Genomic DNA, 16,230 nt, shown 5'->3' on the forward strand with positions numbered 1-16,230 from the left:
GTTTTCAAAATAATTTTTCTATTGAAATTTAATCGTTTGTTTCATATGCTGAAAATAGCGGTTCAAAAACTGTTGTTTAAGTGAGGTAGATTCCCACATGTAAAAAGAATCGGGGTGATAGTATGTTAAATATTTATTTAACAGACCGAAACGGAAAACTACAAGAGATTGAGGAAATGCAAAAGGGCTGCTGGATTAATGTACTTCATCCAACAGAAGAAGAAATTCAGTATCTAGTACAAACTTTAAATGTAGACTTAGATTTCATTAAAGACCCTTTGGATGATGAAGAACGCTCTCGTATTGAAAAGGAAGACAATAATACTTTAATTATCGTGGATATTCCGACAGTCAGACATGATGAAGAAGGAAATTCAATTTATGACACGATTCCAATAGGTATGATTGTAATGCCAGATTGTTTTGTTACTATTTGCTTAGAAGAAAATCCAATTTTTGAACGCTTTATTAATCAACGTATTAAAGAATTTTATACGTTTAAAAAGACGCGCTTCGCACTTCAGCTCTTATATACAATTTCTACTTATTATTTAAGATACTTAAAGCAAATTAATCGAAAAACAATCGATTTAGAGCACCAATTAAATAAGTCGATGAAAAATAAAGAAATTTTCACATTGCTCGGCCTTGAAAAAAGTTTAGTTTATTTTACAACATCATTAAAGGCAAATAAAATTGTAATTCAAAAATTAATGCGAAACAGTACATTTTTGAAAATGTATGAAGATGATCAAGATTTACTAGAAGATGTATTAATTGAAAATAAGCAGGCTATTGAAATGGCGGAAATATATAGTCACATTTTAAGTGGAATGATGAATACATTTAGTTCGGTTATTTCTAACAATTTAAATAGTGTTATGAAACTGTTGACTTCTATTACAATCATTTTATCATTACCAACGATGGTTTCTAGTTTCTTTGGAATGAATGTAAAGGTTCCGTTTGAAGGGGAAGCACATGGTTTTGTAATTGTACTTATAATATGTGTAACATTATCTTTCACTTTAGCATTTGTTTTTTGGAAGAAACGTTACTTTTAATGATAGGAAAGCTGCGCTAGCATAGTTATAAAACTGTGCTAGCGCAGCTTTTTTTGCTAGGAAATCTCAATTTTGGAACAGAATATAACTTGTGAAATGTAATGTGTATGAAGGTTATGAATTCCATATAACTCTTGTTCAAATAATGAAATGGGGTTAAAATTACATATTGTTAATGAAAAGTTGGAGGAAATACATCATGGAATTGTTTCAATTACCGAAAGCATTCCTGCAAATGAATACAATCTTTATCTCAATATTAATCGAAGCACTTCCTTTTGTGCTAATTGGTGTATTTATTTCAGGATTCATTCAAATGTTTGTGACAGAAGATATGGTGGCAAAATGGATGCCTAAAAACCGATTTCTGTCTGTTTTATTAGCTACTTTTTTAGGTATGATGTTTCCTGGATGTGAATGTGGAATTGTTCCGATTGTAAGACGATTAATCGGAAAAGGGGTTCCACCCTATGCAGGAATTGCATTTATGTTAACTGGACCGATTATTAATCCAGTTGTATTATTTGCAACATATGTTGCTTTTGGAAGTAGTATGCACATGGTATGGTATCGTTCTATTGTAGCGATTATCGTAGCAATTATCGTTGGAATTATATTATCATTTATGTTTAAAGAACATCAATTAAGAGATGATCACTTCCCAGAAGTGAACCATAAGCGTCCGTTACGTACAAAAATGTGGGATGTATGTACACATGCTGTTGAGGAATTTTTCTCAATGGGGAAATATTTAGTGTTAGGAGCGTTAATTGCTGCTGCAGTTCAAACGTTTGTACAAACTTCAACATTGCTTGCTATTGGACAAGGTCCGTTTTCTTCATCAGCTGTAATGATGGGACTTGCTTTCATTTTATCACTTTGTTCAGAGGCGGATGCATTTATTGCTTCTTCGTTCCAAAGTACATTTTCAACAGCGTCACTTGTCGCGTTTCTCGTATATGGACCGATGGTGGATATTAAAAATATGTTTATGATGCTTGCGACATTTAAAACAAAATTTGTAATTGTTGTGACGGTTACAGTTACCCTTGTTGTTTATGCAAGCTCACTACTCATTTATGCGATGGGGTGGTAGGTTATGTTTCGAGCATATATATTATTAGGCTTTACAATTTTAATTGGACAGCTTCATATTTCCGGTAACATTACGAAGTATATAAATATGAAGTACGCCTATTTATCAAAAACTGCTGCTATTATTTTAGGTTTCTTAACGATTGTACAAATTATTATCGTTTTCCAAAAAGAGCACCAAAAGGAAAAAGAGAAACATGATTGTAGTTGTGATCATAGTCATTGTGGGCATGATCATTCGAAAGATGAGAATACATGGTGGAAAAAAGTGTTTTCTTACACGTTATTCTGTTTTCCAATCATTACAGGATTGTTTTTCCCAATTGCAACATTAGATTCCGATATTGTTAAGGCGAAGGGATTCCATTTTCCAGTAGCGCAAGCAGAAAGTAAAGATCCATTTATGACAAGACAATTTCTAAGACCTGACACGAGTATTTATTACGGGAAAGAAGGATATCGTGGTGTAATGGAAAAAGGGAAGAAAGAGTTTGTTACGAAAGATAATATCACTTTAAAAGATGAAGATTTCTTAAAGGGTATGGAGACAATTTATAATTATCCTGGTGAATTTACTGGTAAAACCCTGTCTTATAAAGGATTTGTTTTCCGAGATGATTCTTCTAAAAAGGAACAATATTTCTTATTCCGTTTCGGCATTATACATTGTGTTGCGGACTCGGGTGTATATGGTATGTTAGTTAAAAAACCAGAAGGGGTAGAGTGGAAAAATGATGATTGGATTCAGATAGAGGGAGAAATTTCAACTGAATTTTATCAGCCGTTTCATGCGAATATTCCAGTGTTAGAGGTAACGAAATGGAATAAAGTTGAACAGCCGAAAGAACAATATGTGTTTAGAGGAGCCGATTGATAAAATCGGTTCTTTTTTGTGGACTAAAAGTTCTAAAAATTGTTAATATTAAACGTGTAGTTCATGAGGTGTAGTGTATATTGGGATATTAGGGATAAATAATTAAAGGGGTGATAACAATGACTGAAGTAAAGGGTAAAACAGCTAATGAATCAAGGGTGTTTAAAACGAGTCGAGTATTTCCAACGGATTTAAATGATCATAACACGCTATTTGGTGGAAAGATATTGGCGGAGATGGATATGGTTGCTTCAATTTCAGCAACGAGACACTCGAGAATGGAATGTGTCACAGCGTCTATGGATTGGGTAGATTTCTTACATCCAGTACGTTCTTCAGATTGTGTTAGTTATGAATCTTTCGTAATTTGGACGGGAAGAACTTCTATGGAGATATTTGTGAAAGTAGTAGCAGAAGATTTAATTTCAGGTAAAAAACGTGTAGCAGCAACTTCATTCGTTACTTTTGTTGCGCTTAGTAAGGAGAATAATCCAGTTCCTGTACCGCGTGTTATCCCTGAGACAGAAGAGGAGAAAGAATTGCATCGAATTGCTGTGTTACGTGCAGAACAGCGCCATATTCGTAAGGCAGAGAGTAAGAAGGTAGCTACACTGCTAACTTTTTGATATAAAATACTTTCCTAGTGGTACTATTTTGTAATAGGTTAGGAAATTTTTGAAATGAAAAGCGGACACCTAAAAATAGGTGTCCGCTTTTATATTTTTTTCATCCCCATATCGTACTACAATAACTGCTTAGCAGAAGCAAGCAGCACCGACGATAATTAAGAGGATAAATAATACGACTAGTAGCGCAAATCCATTACCATGTGCGAAGCCCATTGTTATTTCCTCCTTTTATTTTAAGATACAACATACAATATGCAGATGAGCTCCTGTTTGATATGGACGTATATCATGCAATGACATATTTTTTGTATGATAATGTTTTAAAAAAGGAAAGATATAGGAATAACAGTAGTTAGAGAAAGGAACGTATCCATGAAGCGCTTTTTAATTGTAATAATTTGTTTTATAGGTGTATTCATATGGATGAACGTTGATGTGGAAATGGGGAAGAAAATGGCTAGTGGATATGAATTAGAAAAAATCCGATCAGGGGATTTTCAAGTATATACGAACGGTGATGAGTTATATAAAAGTTTATTTGAGGATATAAATCGTGCAGAAAAGAATGTGTATATTCATTTTTATATTGTAGGAAAAGATGAAATAAGCCAAAAGTTCTTACAGTTATTAGAGAAAAAAGCATCTAGCGGAGTAGATGTGAAATTGTCAGTAGACCGCATTGGCGGATATAAGCTTAAGAAAAAGATAATTGATCAATTAAAAGAAAAAGGCGTGAAGTTTACATTTAGTAAAAAACCTAAATTAAAAAACTTATTTTATTCTTTGCATCAACGTAATCATAGACGCATTGTTACTATAGATGGGAAAGTTTCGTACATTGGTGGCTTCAATATCGGAAAGGAATATCTTGGACAGGATCCTAAATTTGGTCCGTGGCGTGATTATCATGTACGCATCGAAGGGAATGGAGCTACTGATATGGAACGGAAGTTTGCGGAAGACTGGCAAGAAGATACGGGAGAAAAGTTTCCTATACACCAAGAGTTACCTGTACAAGGAAATGTAAAATATCAATACGTATTTTCGAATGGAAAAGGTTTATGGAAGGAGTATGGAGCGTTTTTAAAGAAGGCAAAACATTCTTTAATTATCGCTACACCATATTTTGTACCGAGTAAAGAAATGGTGAAGGGGCTGAAAGATGCATTAAATCGTGGTGTCCATGTAAAAATCCTCGTCCCATTTAAAAGTGATGCAGTATTGCTAAAACAGGCTGCCTATCCTTATTTGAAAGACATGTTAGATGCTGGAGCGGAGATTTATCAATATCGAAATGGATTTTTTCATGGGAAAGTAACAATCATCGATGAGGAAATGGTTGATATTGGTACAGCAAATTTTGATAATAGAAGTTTTTACTTAAATAACGAATCTAACTGTTTCATATATGATAAGACAGTCGTTGCTGACGTATGGAGTCGATTAAAAGAAGACTTTCATAAATCAAAACGATTTTCTGAAGAAGATTTTGAGAAAATTAGTAGATGGGATTGGTTTCTAGCAAGAATATCAAATGTTATCGCATCATATTTATAGTATAGAGATGAAATAGGAAGGGAGGCGCTTTAATGGATTGTATGAAAGAATTGATGACATATAGTTACACACTTATATATAAAGTTGGAGAATACACGAGCAAGGTTCGAGATGAAGAATTAAAAGATATTTTGCAGCATCATTTACCGTATATGTTACAAGCATATAATGAACAAGTGAATTTTCAAGAAGGAGAAAATATACAACATATAACTTGTAAACAAATGTGGCCGGAATTTACTGAAATGGATAGGGAAACAGATAATGAGTATACAGGGGATATTGGGATTGCTATTTGTTATATTTCACATTTGAAGCGATTAGCATTAAAGTTTGCTCAAGTTGCAGTGGAAGTTGCGAACCCAGAGTTTCGTTCTTTCTTGGAAAATTGTTTTGTGAAAATGAATCGTTATGCTTATAGTGTTTGGCAATATGTTGTGAAGAAGGAATATAAAATTAAACATTTATATGAAAATGAAAGTGAGAAGTTTGCGTGAAAAACTAAGACGGAATGAAAGGCGTCTTAGTTTTTTTATGTCTAATGAAAGGCTCAATTAGAAGAATTGAGACAAACCAGTTGTGTTATCAGAGTATTTACAAAAGTTTACAATATCTTTACTGTTTTTAAATCTTTCCTTTAAAAATAAAGAGTAATATGGGGTTGTACATATTCTATCAAAGGGAGGAAACGCAAATGAACAAATGGGTTAAGTCATTAGCTGCTATGGCACTTGCAAGTTCTTTATTAATGGTAGGTTGTAGTAAAGATGAGGATAAAAAGAAAGAGGATGACACAACTTCGCAGCAAGATGAAAAGAAAGATAAAGAAACAAGTGGAACAGAAAAATCTTCTGATTCGAAAGAAAAGAAATAAAGTGAAACTTTAATCAGTGGGGATTTTGTCCATCCCCACTGATTATTAGCCCACACCAATCGGGCATTAACGGGCAGTTATCTCCCGCCTAATTTCCTCGCATTCGCCGAATTTACTGCCCGTTAATGCGGGATAAATGGATAATAGAGCTTCCTCACATATATGAGGGAGCTTTTTTGTTGCGTATTTGTAAGTTTTGCGGAAAAATAGAGAGAAAGAATGGAAGAGGGGATAATATATGAAAGTATGTATATTAGGAGCGACAGGTAGAGTAGGATCACACATTATGAAATTGGCATTACATGATTCATATGAAGTGACGGTATTAGTTCGTGATTTGAGTAGAGTGGAAACAGAGCATGAAAGGTTACATATTATAGAGGGAAATGTGTTAAACGGAAATGATATAAAGGAAGCGATTAAAGGATGTGATATTGTAATTAGTGCTCTTGGAACTGATCGGAATGGGACGTTAGAGAAGAGTTTACCGATTATTATAAAGCAAATGGAAGAAGAGGGCATAAAGAAAATTGTTACAATAGGAACTGCTGGTATTTTACAAGCACGAACAAACCCAAGTATATATCGTTTCCAATCAAAAGAATCGAAAAGAAAAATGACAACAGCTGCGGAAGATCATTTAGCTGCTTATGAAGCGCTGAATAATAGTAAACTATGTTGGACTGTTGTTTGTCCGACGCATTTAATAGATGGTGATGTAACCGGTGTATATCGAACTGAACAAGATATGTTGCCAACAGATGGATCGAAAATCACAGTTGGTGATACAGCTCAGTTTACATGGAGTTTACGTAATAAAAGCTTATACGAGAAAAGCCGAGTAGGTATTTCATATTAAAAAACCATCCCAAAATAGGGATGGCTAAAAAATGATATAGCATACAAAGATGATAATCATAATGATTTGGAGAATTGCTTTCGCTACTGTACTACTTAAAAAACCGACAACAGTTGCAATTCCGACTAAAAGGGCGTCTTTTGGCGCCTTTTTATGCATTAGTTCCGTAATAAATACAGATAAGAACGGTATGATAATAAGCCCGAATGGTGGGAAGAAGAACGATCCGACAATGATAGAAACCATACCAACACGTTCGCCCGATTTTGTACTTCCGTATTTTTTTAGGAAGTATCCATTTGCAATAAAGTCAGCAACGAAAATGAAGAGTGTAAAAATGACTTGAATAATCCAAAAAGATGTCGTTAACTCTCCGCCGTTTATTCCAAAATGATAAATGAAATAGCCAGCCCATACGGCAAGGATGCCAGGGATAATGGGGTATATAAAGGCAAGAAATGAAACAATGAAACAAGCAATGATACAAATTGTTAGTAAAACAGTCACTTTATAACTCCTTTGTAGTATCTAATTTATGTACAGCAATCTTTTTAATTTGATGCCCATCAAGTTCTAATGCTTTAAATTGAAAACCATCATATTCAACTGAATAGCCAGCCTCAATATTTAAATCAATTGATTGAGAGAGAAGCCAACCACCAATTGTATCTAAATCACTTTCATCGATATGTAGGCCAAACATATCATTTACTTCAGAAATGAGTACTTTCCCATCTAAAACAGTAAGCCTAGGAGTACGCTTTTCAATCATTGGTGATTCGTCTGCGTCAAATTCATCTTGAATTTCTCCGATAATTTCTTCAAGAATATCCTCCATCGTTAAAAGGCCAGCAGTTCCGCCGTATTCATCCATAACAATCGCCATTTGTACGCGGTTCTTTTGGAGGTGTATTAACGTTTTACGAATGGGAACTGTTTCAAATACAGTTAAAACAGGATGTATGTAGGCATCAAGTGGTTTGTAAATGCCTTTTGTTTGATTATGAAAAATCTCTTTCGTATTTATCATTCCAATAATATCATCTTTATCCTTTTCAATAATAGGATAACGTGTATACTTTTCAGTTGCAACGATTTTCATATTTTCTTCTAACGTATTTTCAGTAGATAAACAAACCATTTCAGTTCTAGGTACCATAATTTCTTTAGCAACACGATCATCAAATTCAAAAATATTATTTACATATTTATATTCGGTTTGATTAATTTCGCCGCTTTTATAGCTTTCACCTAAAATGAGTCGTAGTTCTTCTTCGGAATGGGCAAGTTCATTTTCTTTCGCAGGCTCTAAACCGAGTAATTTTGTGAAAAATATAGCTGCACTATTGAGAAGCCAAATGAACGGATACATAATTTTATCAAATAAAATAAGCGGTTTTGCAAATTTTAATGTGATTGCTTCAGCTTTTTGGATTGCGAAAGACTTAGGAACTAACTCGCCTAATACAACATGGAAAAAAGTAATCACACTAAAAGCAATAATAAAGGATAACGTGTTAGCCATTGTTCCAGTAATATTGATTTTTTCAAATAGTGGTCGCAGTAAATGTTCCACAGTTGGTTCACCAAGCCAACCAAGTCCTAAAGAGGTGATAGTAATGCCAAGCTGACAAGCGGATAAATAAACGTCTAAGTTAGATAAAACGCTTCTTGCAGCTAATGCTTGTTTATTACCTTCATTAGCAAGCTGGTCAATTCGACTTTTTCGTACTTTTACGACAGCGAATTCTGAAGCAACGAAAAAACCAGAAATAAGGATAAGTATAAAGATGAGAAAAATATTTAATATGTCCAAGTGTGTTCTTTATTCCTAATTTGGAATAAAGATGTCACCTCCTGTAATTATGTTATACTTTTATAATAAATCCAAATGAAAAGATTAGTCAAAGAAAATGGGTAAATAATGGTAGGTTTCTATAGTAGTTTTTTAATTTGCTGTTATTTTGTCCTCTATATAATAGGAATAACCGTCTACTTTTAATTTAAAGTAGACGGTTATTCTACGTTATGGTTTTGAAATACTTCTTGTTAAAGTGTATGTTTGCTGTTTATTGTAGTTTGTTGTCCATAGTGTTTGGAGAAAAGATAATACGCTGTATGGGATGTAAAGAAGTAATAAACCAATTGCGACAACTATAGGTGCATTTCCACCAAATTGAACGATAAATTGTAAGAGTCCGTTTACGTGAAAAACACATTCCATAAAAACAAATGAAAGAATAATGGAACTTAGAATAGATTTATGATTGGAAGTAAGCGCCATAAATAACGTATCAATAAGGAAGGCTGAATTTTTTATTTCGTATTCATTTGTATTATTTAAGAAAGGAAGCCATTTTTTTATTGCTTGCAGAACGATTATCATGGAAGTACTACATACGATGATAAAAGAGGAGAAGAAAGGAACCTTCATGAATTCCGCGATGTAGAGTAGTAGTAATAGTACTGAACATTGTAATATCACAGTACCAAAAGAATATGGTATCCAGCGCAATAAGGAAGTGCACTTTCTTACTGATCTCGGTGCTTTTAAAAATAGATGACCGATCCCTAAACTAATAAAGAAACCGATTACAAGAGTGAATGTGAAACGAACGATTGATAAAAAATATATTTCCCATATGTAGGGGAATAGTGGTGACGAATGGCTAGAAGTATGTATCATATTTTGTGTATTTATAATCTGATTTGCTGAGAAAAGGATAGGTTCATGCATCCAATCGATTCTTGGAATTGAAATAGAAAAAAGTTGTGCAAAGTTATGAAAAATGCTAATAAATCCAGTTGTGTAAGAGTAATTATGTGTAATGAATAATGCTGGAATAGGACTTATGACAAAAATAATAAAAATACCAACTATAAATTTACATATATGTGAGCGCAATAAGGACATACAATCACCTACTCTTTGAATATTCAGAAAATTCTTATTCTTATTTTAGCTTTTTTCGGATAAAGTTACAACATATTTTTCTCGAAGTAAGTTAGAGAGATTATCCCGCTTTAACGGGCAGTAAGACTCTACCTCAAAATGCGGCGAATGCGTAGAAGTTAGGTGGGTATATCGACTGCAGTAAAAGCCCGATTGGTGAAGGCTAATAATAAGTGGGGGGAAATCCCCACTTATTAAAGTTTCAATTTAAATAAGTGTATGATTAATGAATAAATTATGACGGAAAAATGAATAATTTTCAGAAAAATAAAATAATATATTTATTTTTTTCTGAAAATATAATATAGTTATGGCACAGAAAGTATTTTAGCATAAGGAGGCTTTTTTATGAGGATTAAAGGGAATTATGTGCCAAAAAGGGAAGTTTTGTTTTGCTCAAGTTCAATTACGATAGGGGAAACGCTGGAACATTTAAATAAAACGGGGTATCGTTGTGTACCAGTTTTAGATGAAAAAAAAGAGAAGTTTTTAGGGAATGTATACAAAGTAGATATTTTAGAATATAAAGGTTCACTTGAAGATAATGTATTACAATTATTGAACGATAAAAATGGGTACGTGAGAGAAGACTCTTCCTTCTTTAAAGTATTTTTTACAATTAAAAAACTACCGTATTTATCAGTAGTTGATGAAAAAGGGGTCTTCCTTGGTATTTTAACTCATAAAAAAGTTTTTGAACTATTAGAAGATGCATGGGGAGTCCATTCTAGTAAATATTCTGTCATGATTGGAACACAAGATTATAATGGGGCCATTCAAAAATTATCGACAGTGCTAAAGAAATACACTGGTATTCAAAGCTTAATGACTTTTGATAATGATGCTTTATTAGTACGTAGAATAATGTTTACATTGGGAGAAGAGTTTGAAGATAGTGAATTAGAAACATTGCTAAAGGATTTAGAAGATCATGGATTTAGAGTTGTGTATGTTGAAGAGATGAATAATCCACGTGAAGTTGAAACGATAGACTAACAAGTAAAAGCCATCTTATTTTTTGATGGCTTTTACTTTCTTTTGTATAAAGATATTCAAATATAATAAAATGTAAAAATCGTAAATTTCTAAAAAAATTTGTGTAATAGAATAAATAAAGGAGGTATGTGTGGATAATTTTGATTTTCAAAAAATTCTATTTAAAAATATGTTTTTATTTTTCAGCCAAATATGTTACTATATGTGTGATAAAAACAAAGAGGTCTGACAACTAAACTCCACGTTATAACACTCTAATGACTCGAATATTCAAAAAAATCAAAAATCAAAAATTAATAATTAGAGTAAGAATAAGGGGAATGGAGAAATTATGGAGAAAGACATTGCTTTGTAAGGGGCATATTTTACCATCTTGAGCAGAGAGGAGGATGCATAGCATATTGTGAAAAGAGATATAAACAATGAAAAAGTGCTATGCAAATGAAAAGCATGAAGGGACGTTTAAGGCCAGGTGATACGGTAGCGATTGGTTTAATGTTATTTGCACTATTTTTAGGGGCAGGAAATTTAATTTTCCCGCCAGTTTTAGGTCAACAAGCAGGAGAAAATGTTTGGATTGCTACAATTGGATTCCTTGTAACGGGAGTCGGATTACCCCTATTAGCTGTAACAGCTGTCGCGTTTGTAGAGGGGGACTTGAAAGCGCTATCTTCTAGAGTTCACCCTATATTTGCGTTTATTTTCCCATTGATTAGTTATTTAGCGATTGGACCATTTTTCGCGATTCCGCGTACTGGAGCTGTTTCATTTGAAATGGGTATGAAGCCATTTCTATCAGAGACAATGGTTTCTGAGTGGTACATGCTATTTCTTTTCACTATAGTTTTCTTCGGAATAACGTGGTATTTATCATTAAATCCATCTAAATTAGTGGATTGGTTCGGGAAATTTCTTACACCATTGTTAGTATTGATTGTTGCTGTTATTGTCGGAAAAGCAATTATTGATCCAATTGGAGAACCGGCTGCACCTTTAGCTGCTTATAAAGAGAATGCTTTCTTTGGTGGATTTATTCAAGGATATTTAACGATGGATGCGATTAGTGCACTTGTGTTTGGGATTGTTGTTGTACAAGTTATTCGCTCAAAAGGGATAAAAGAGAGCGGACAAATCGCAAAAATAACAGTTGTATCAGGGATTATTGCTGTATTAGGCTTAACGTTAATATATTTATCACTTGCATATCTCGGATCTACAAGTACATCACTTGGTGTGTCGGAGAACGGTGGTCTTATTTTAACGAATGTTGTAAATGAGTTATATGGAACAAGTGGCAAAATTTTATTAGGACTTGTAATTATACTCGCTTGTTTAACAACTTCTGTTGGATTAACATCTGCGTGTGCTGGCTTCTTTACAAACTTATTCCCAAAACTTTCGCATAAAACGATTGTAACTATGGTATGTGTATTTAGTTTAATTGTATCTAACCTAGGGTTAACACAATTAATCACAGTAACATTACCAGTGTTAATGATCATTTATCCAGTTGCAATTGTATTAATCGTTCTTTCATATTTCCATAAATGGATAGGGAAGCGTAATACAATATATATCGGAGCTATTTTAGGTGCGTTGTTAATTAGTTTCTTTAACGGTTTAGAAAGTGCGAACATTAAAATTGATGCGATTTCTAATGTGCTACAAATGTTACCATTATATAAAGAAGGAATAGGATGGCTAATCCCATCATGTATTGGCGGGATTCTCGGTTTCTTCTTCTATAAATCAAATGAATCAAGTGAATTACAAAAGAAAGGTGCTTAGGCGCCTTTCTTTTTTTAAAGGGGATTTTTGTATTTTGTCTAAGTAATAATTGGGAGGAATGATAAAATGGCTAATTTTGAAGATTTTTTAACTTTTGATGTAAGAATTGGAACAGTAACACAGGCAGAGGAATTTAAAGAAGCGAGAGTGCCAGCGATTAAACTAGAAATTGATTTTGGGGAGCTTGGGGTCAAGCAGTCAAGTGCTCAAATTACGAAGAGATATAATCCAGAAGACTTAATCGGTCAGCAAATTGTTGCTGTTGTAAATTTTCCGCCAAAGCGTGTAGCTGGATTTAAATCGGAAGTGCTTGTATTAGGTGGAGTTCCTGAAGCTGGTGATGTTGTGTTGCTTCAGCCTAATATGGAACTGCCAAATGGAACAAAAATTAGTTAGTGTGAAGGTAGGGGCTAATATGGATATCGGACGAGAATATTTACAATGTGCCATTTCTAATTTCAAAACAACAAAGCAACAAGGAGAACGGGTACTTTCTCAATTATCATACGAACAAATACAATGGTCTTCTCATGAAGAAACAAATAGCATAGCGATTATAATGAAACATTTGCATGGTAATATGCGTTCAAGATGGACAGAATTTTTAACGTCTGATGGCGAAAAAATAGATCGTAACCGAGATGGTGAATTTGAAGGTGGCTACAATTCAAAACAAGAAGCGCTTGCTGCGTGGCAAGAAGGGTGGGAGTATGTTTTTAAAACGATGGATACTTTAACAGCAGAGCAGATTTTGCAGAAAGTATACATTCGTGGAGAAGAACACACTGTCATGCAAGCGATCGAAAGGCAAATTTCTCATTATGCTTTACATATTGGACAAATCATTTACATTGGTAAAATGTTAAAAGAAAATGAATGGGAGTGTTTAAGCATTCCCAGAGGTCAATCTACTAGTTATTTACAGAAAAAACGTTCAACGTAATAATATGAAAGAAACCGATATAAAATAGGAAGCAAAAAAATAAGCCAATTGATAGAGGGCTCCGTGAACATTAGAATGCTGCCAGCAATAAGCCCATATGTAATAAGAAAGAAACCAAAGAGTGTATTTATAGGAATAAAACGTGAGACAAATAATTGCTGATTTTTGAAACAAGTGTTATGAAACAAATAAAAGCGGAAATGCCATGTAGAGGTAATAAGATCTTTCCTTCTCGTTATTCTTTTTTTACATTTATGACAGATGAATGGTGGCTGCATTTCGTTACACTCCATTTTTGGAATTCATTAGTTTCGTAATAATTTGAGACAAAATTAAGTACAAAGTGTATATCCCTATATACGCTCCTGCAAGTAGAAAAAGTGGATTTAGTAAAATTCCATGAATGCTTGTCATGAAAACTAAATTTTGTATTAAAACATCATATATATTAATAGAAATAATTGTCCCGAGTACATACAATGCTAAGTATGCGGAAATATGTAGCACAATACGAATTTTAGGATGTAAAGCAAACAAATAAAAAATAAATGATAAGACGATTGGTAATGTTCCTATTAGTAGCTTCAATTCATTTCACCTCATTAACAATATAGCCGGAATTTAAGCGGTCTATTCTCTAGAGCTTGTACATAACTTGAAATAGAGAGGGTGATAGTATGAATCGAGGCTTTTTTTACGTGAAATTAACAAGTGTACGCAAGTTAATTATATTTATTATTACTACGGTATTAGCGACTTTCTTTCTTATTAGTGTAATGGTAACTTCCATGAAAGAGACAAAGTCAACGTATTTATATAATTGGTTAAATGAGTTATCAATGAATGGTTACATGTACGTTATTGGGAAAGAGAATCATTATTTTACACAGGAGTACCGGAATTTGAATCAAGACTTTTCTATTTCTTCATTCCTCTTTTCGATGGCTACGAATATTCGTTTTGATGATGTACGTAGTTTTGTCGGGAAAGAACTTCCGGGATTTGGGAAATATGATACAGAAATCGTTATAGCAGGTGAAGGAACAAATTATTCCAACTTACCGATAGAATCGAGTGTTCCTCTTGAAGAAGTAGTGAAGGAACGGACTGGAGAAGCTGGACAAGTTCCTAAGCCTGATCCGAATAAAGAGAAGAAACAACCAGCTCAAACGACTGGAAAAAGACAAGTTGCATTGATTTATCATTCACATAGCTGGGAATCTTATTTGCCGTTACTTAACTTAACGAATGATCCAAATCCAAATAAAGCAACGAGTTCTGTAACGAATATTTCAATAGTTGGCGATCGATTGCGAGAACAGTTAGAAAGTGAAGGGATCGGTGCTACTAACGATAAAACTGATGTTGGTCAAAAATTAATAAGTAAAGGATTAAATAGTAATAGTTCTTATAAACTGTCACGAGAAATTGTACAAGAAGCGATGGCTGGTAATAAAGAACTCCAATATTTTTTCGATTTGCACCGTGATAGTGCACGGAAAAATGTCACGACAAAAACAATTGGAGATAAATCATATGCAAAGCTTGCTTTTGTAATTGGGAAAGGTAACAAAAACTATGAAAAAAACTTACAATTAGCAACTGCGTTACATGAGACGATTAGTAAGAAATATCCGGGAATGAGCCGTGGTGTAATTCAAAAAGGATTCCAAACAGGAAATGGAGTCTACAATCAAGACCTATCAGGACAAGCGATATTAATTGAAGTTGGCGGGGTAGATAATACAGAGGAAGAATTAAATCGATCAATTGATGCACTTGCTAAGGCATTTGGTGAATATTTTTGGCAAGCAGAAAAAGTGAATGGATAAAGTGAAATTTGAATTAGTGGTAGGCATTGCCGATGGTTATCAGCCTACATCAATTGGGGGAAAACGTAAGTGTACAGCTTACGTTTTTTGTTTGTCATGAAATGAGGATGAAAAGATGTCACATTATAGACATAATTTGTAATTGCTATAGTAATATCGAAATTTGTCTATTTATAATAGGAGAATTAGAAAGGGATTTTCGCAAAAATATAGAAAATCTTTTCACAAGGAAAATTTTTAACTAACAGAATGGGTAGGGGATTAAGGTGATACGTGAGATTAGAGTAGAAGATGCAGCATCATTTTTACAATTAAGTAAGCAATTAGATGAAGAAACGAAATTTATGTTATACGAACCAGGAGAACGAAAAACTACAGTAGAGCAACAAGAAAAGATGGTCCACCGTTTTATAGAAAATGAATATGCGACAATATTTGTAGCAGTTGAAGAAGAGAGAATAGTAGGGTTTATTTTAGTTGATGGAAATAATATTCAAAGAAAGAGACATGTGGCAGGCATTGTAATTGGCATTTTGCAAGAGTATAGTGGCCGAGGTATTGGAACGAGTTTGTTTAAAGAAGTAGAGAAGTGGGCAAGATTACATGATGTATGGCGTTTAGAATTAACGGTAATGGCCCACAATACAAGAGCTCAGGCACTATATAGCAAAATTGGATTTGAACAAGAAGGTGTCAAAAAATCTGCTCTTATCATCGATGGAAAAGGTATCGATGAGTATGAAATGGCCAAATTATTAAAATAAGA

20 protein-coding genes are annotated in these 16,230 nt (G+C 33.6%); 14 read left to right on the top strand and 6 right to left on the bottom strand.

The features are described 5' to 3' along the window. Nucleotides 1-122: 122 nt before the first annotated feature. From LCF45_RS10075 to LCF45_RS10090, 4 genes are all read left to right on the top strand, one after another. Entirely contained in the window at nt 123-1,064 is a 942-nt protein-coding gene (locus tag LCF45_RS10075; protein WP_000932386.1) for a magnesium transporter CorA family protein, read from the top strand. A 199-nt stretch (nt 1,065-1,263) separates the two neighbouring features. Further along, nucleotides 1,264-2,160, top strand: coding sequence for a permease (locus LCF45_RS10080; protein WP_000418719.1), 897 nt, complete (start codon nt 1,264-1,266; stop codon nt 2,158-2,160). Between the two features lie 3 nt (nt 2,161-2,163). After that, nucleotides 2,164-3,033 carry a TIGR03943 family putative permease subunit gene (locus LCF45_RS10085; RefSeq protein WP_002012447.1) on the top strand — a complete coding sequence of 290 codons (870 nt, stop codon included), beginning with the start codon at nt 2,164-2,166 and terminating at the stop codon, nt 3,031-3,033. A gap of 119 nt (nt 3,034-3,152) precedes the next feature. After that, on the top strand, nt 3,153-3,659 hold the full coding sequence (locus LCF45_RS10090; RefSeq protein WP_002012448.1) for an acyl-CoA thioesterase: 507 nt from the start codon (nt 3,153-3,155) through the stop codon (nt 3,657-3,659). 129 nt (nt 3,660-3,788) lie between these two features. Here the strand turns inward: LCF45_RS10090 and LCF45_RS10095 are convergent, their stop codons facing one another. Continuing rightward, the gene (locus LCF45_RS10095; RefSeq protein ID WP_000505094.1) at nt 3,789-3,875 is read right to left on the bottom strand and encodes a YjcZ family sporulation protein; all 87 of its coding nucleotides are present in this window, start codon (nt 3,873-3,875) and stop codon (nt 3,789-3,791) included. Nucleotides 3,876-4,034: 159 nt separating this feature from the next. Here LCF45_RS10095 and cls point away from each other — a divergent pair, with 159 nt between their 5' ends. The 4 genes from cls to LCF45_RS10115 all read left to right on the top strand — a co-directional run bounded on the left by cls (nt 4,035) and on the right by LCF45_RS10115 (nt 6,952). After that, the gene (gene cls / locus LCF45_RS10100; RefSeq protein WP_002127002.1) at nt 4,035-5,219 is read left to right on the top strand and encodes a cardiolipin synthase; all 1,185 of its coding nucleotides are present in this window, start codon (nt 4,035-4,037) and stop codon (nt 5,217-5,219) included. A gap of 32 nt (nt 5,220-5,251) precedes the next feature. Further along, entirely contained in the window at nt 5,252-5,716 is a 465-nt protein-coding gene (locus tag LCF45_RS10105; protein WP_002012450.1) for a spore coat protein, read from the top strand. Between the two features lie 197 nt (nt 5,717-5,913). Then, complete coding sequence (locus LCF45_RS10110) at nt 5,914-6,093, top strand: hypothetical protein (protein WP_002012451.1); 180 nt, start codon at nt 5,914-5,916, stop codon at nt 6,091-6,093. Between the two features lie 238 nt (nt 6,094-6,331). Beyond that, nucleotides 6,332-6,952, top strand: a complete 621-nt coding sequence (locus LCF45_RS10115) for an NAD(P)-dependent oxidoreductase (RefSeq protein ID WP_002168577.1) — start codon at nt 6,332-6,334, stop codon at nt 6,950-6,952. A 24-nt stretch (nt 6,953-6,976) separates the two neighbouring features. On the opposite strand, the gene LCF45_RS10120 is transcribed toward LCF45_RS10115, so the two are convergent. From LCF45_RS10120 to LCF45_RS10130, 3 genes are all read right to left on the bottom strand, one after another. After that, complete coding sequence (locus LCF45_RS10120) at nt 6,977-7,459, bottom strand: DUF456 domain-containing protein (protein ID WP_000217328.1); 483 nt, start codon at nt 7,457-7,459, stop codon at nt 6,977-6,979. A 1-nt stretch (nt 7,460) separates the two neighbouring features. Next, complete coding sequence (locus LCF45_RS10125; protein WP_002086044.1) at nt 7,461-8,768, bottom strand: hemolysin family protein; 1,308 nt, start codon at nt 8,766-8,768, stop codon at nt 7,461-7,463. Between the two features lie 210 nt (nt 8,769-8,978). Then, nucleotides 8,979-9,866, bottom strand: coding sequence for a hypothetical protein (locus LCF45_RS10130; RefSeq protein WP_263894780.1), 888 nt, complete (start codon nt 9,864-9,866; stop codon nt 8,979-8,981). Between the two features lie 387 nt (nt 9,867-10,253). Between LCF45_RS10130 and cbpA the strand changes: the two genes are divergently transcribed. The 4 genes from cbpA to LCF45_RS10150 all read left to right on the top strand — a co-directional run bounded on the left by cbpA (nt 10,254) and on the right by LCF45_RS10150 (nt 13,632). Next, nucleotides 10,254-10,901 carry a cyclic di-AMP binding protein CbpA gene (cbpA, locus tag LCF45_RS10135; RefSeq protein ID WP_002186059.1) on the top strand — a complete coding sequence of 216 codons (648 nt, stop codon included), beginning with the start codon at nt 10,254-10,256 and terminating at the stop codon, nt 10,899-10,901. Between the two features lie 450 nt (nt 10,902-11,351). Next, nucleotides 11,352-12,689: a branched-chain amino acid transport system II carrier protein BrnQ4 gene (gene brnQ4 / locus LCF45_RS10140; protein ID WP_400517919.1), complete on the top strand. Its 1,338-nt coding sequence runs from the start codon at nt 11,352-11,354 to the stop codon at nt 12,687-12,689. A 66-nt stretch (nt 12,690-12,755) separates the two neighbouring features. Continuing rightward, nucleotides 12,756-13,085, top strand: a complete 330-nt coding sequence (csaA, locus tag LCF45_RS10145) for a chaperone CsaA (protein WP_001263027.1) — start codon at nt 12,756-12,758, stop codon at nt 13,083-13,085. Continuing rightward, nucleotides 13,066-13,632: a DUF1572 domain-containing protein gene (locus LCF45_RS10150; protein WP_002168571.1), complete on the top strand. Its 567-nt coding sequence runs from the start codon at nt 13,066-13,068 to the stop codon at nt 13,630-13,632. The genes csaA and LCF45_RS10150 overlap by 20 nt, the downstream gene beginning before the upstream one ends. Here the strand turns inward: LCF45_RS10150 and LCF45_RS10155 are convergent. Beyond that, nucleotides 13,605-13,910 (bottom strand): permease, encoded by a 306-nt coding sequence (locus tag LCF45_RS10155; RefSeq protein WP_078178819.1) that lies wholly within the window; start codon nt 13,908-13,910, stop codon nt 13,605-13,607. The genes LCF45_RS10150 and LCF45_RS10155 overlap by 28 nt on opposite strands. A 4-nt stretch (nt 13,911-13,914) precedes the next feature. Then, nucleotides 13,915-14,220, bottom strand: a complete 306-nt coding sequence (locus LCF45_RS10160; RefSeq protein ID WP_002127010.1) for a hypothetical protein — start codon at nt 14,218-14,220, stop codon at nt 13,915-13,917. Between the two features lie 89 nt (nt 14,221-14,309). Here LCF45_RS10160 and spoIIP point away from each other — a divergent pair, with 89 nt between their 5' ends. Beyond that, nucleotides 14,310-15,464, top strand: coding sequence for a stage II sporulation protein SpoIIP (gene spoIIP, locus LCF45_RS10165; protein WP_002127011.1), 1,155 nt, complete (start codon nt 14,310-14,312; stop codon nt 15,462-15,464). Between the two features lie 266 nt (nt 15,465-15,730). Beyond that, nucleotides 15,731-16,228, top strand: a complete 498-nt coding sequence (locus LCF45_RS10170; protein ID WP_002127012.1) for a GNAT family N-acetyltransferase — start codon at nt 15,731-15,733, stop codon at nt 16,226-16,228. Nucleotides 16,229-16,230 lie beyond the last annotated feature (2 nt).

The organism is Bacillus sp. 41-22, from assembly GCF_025809295.1.
GTDB classification, from domain to species: domain Bacteria; phylum Bacillota; class Bacilli; order Bacillales; family Bacillaceae_G; genus Bacillus_A; species Bacillus_A mycoides.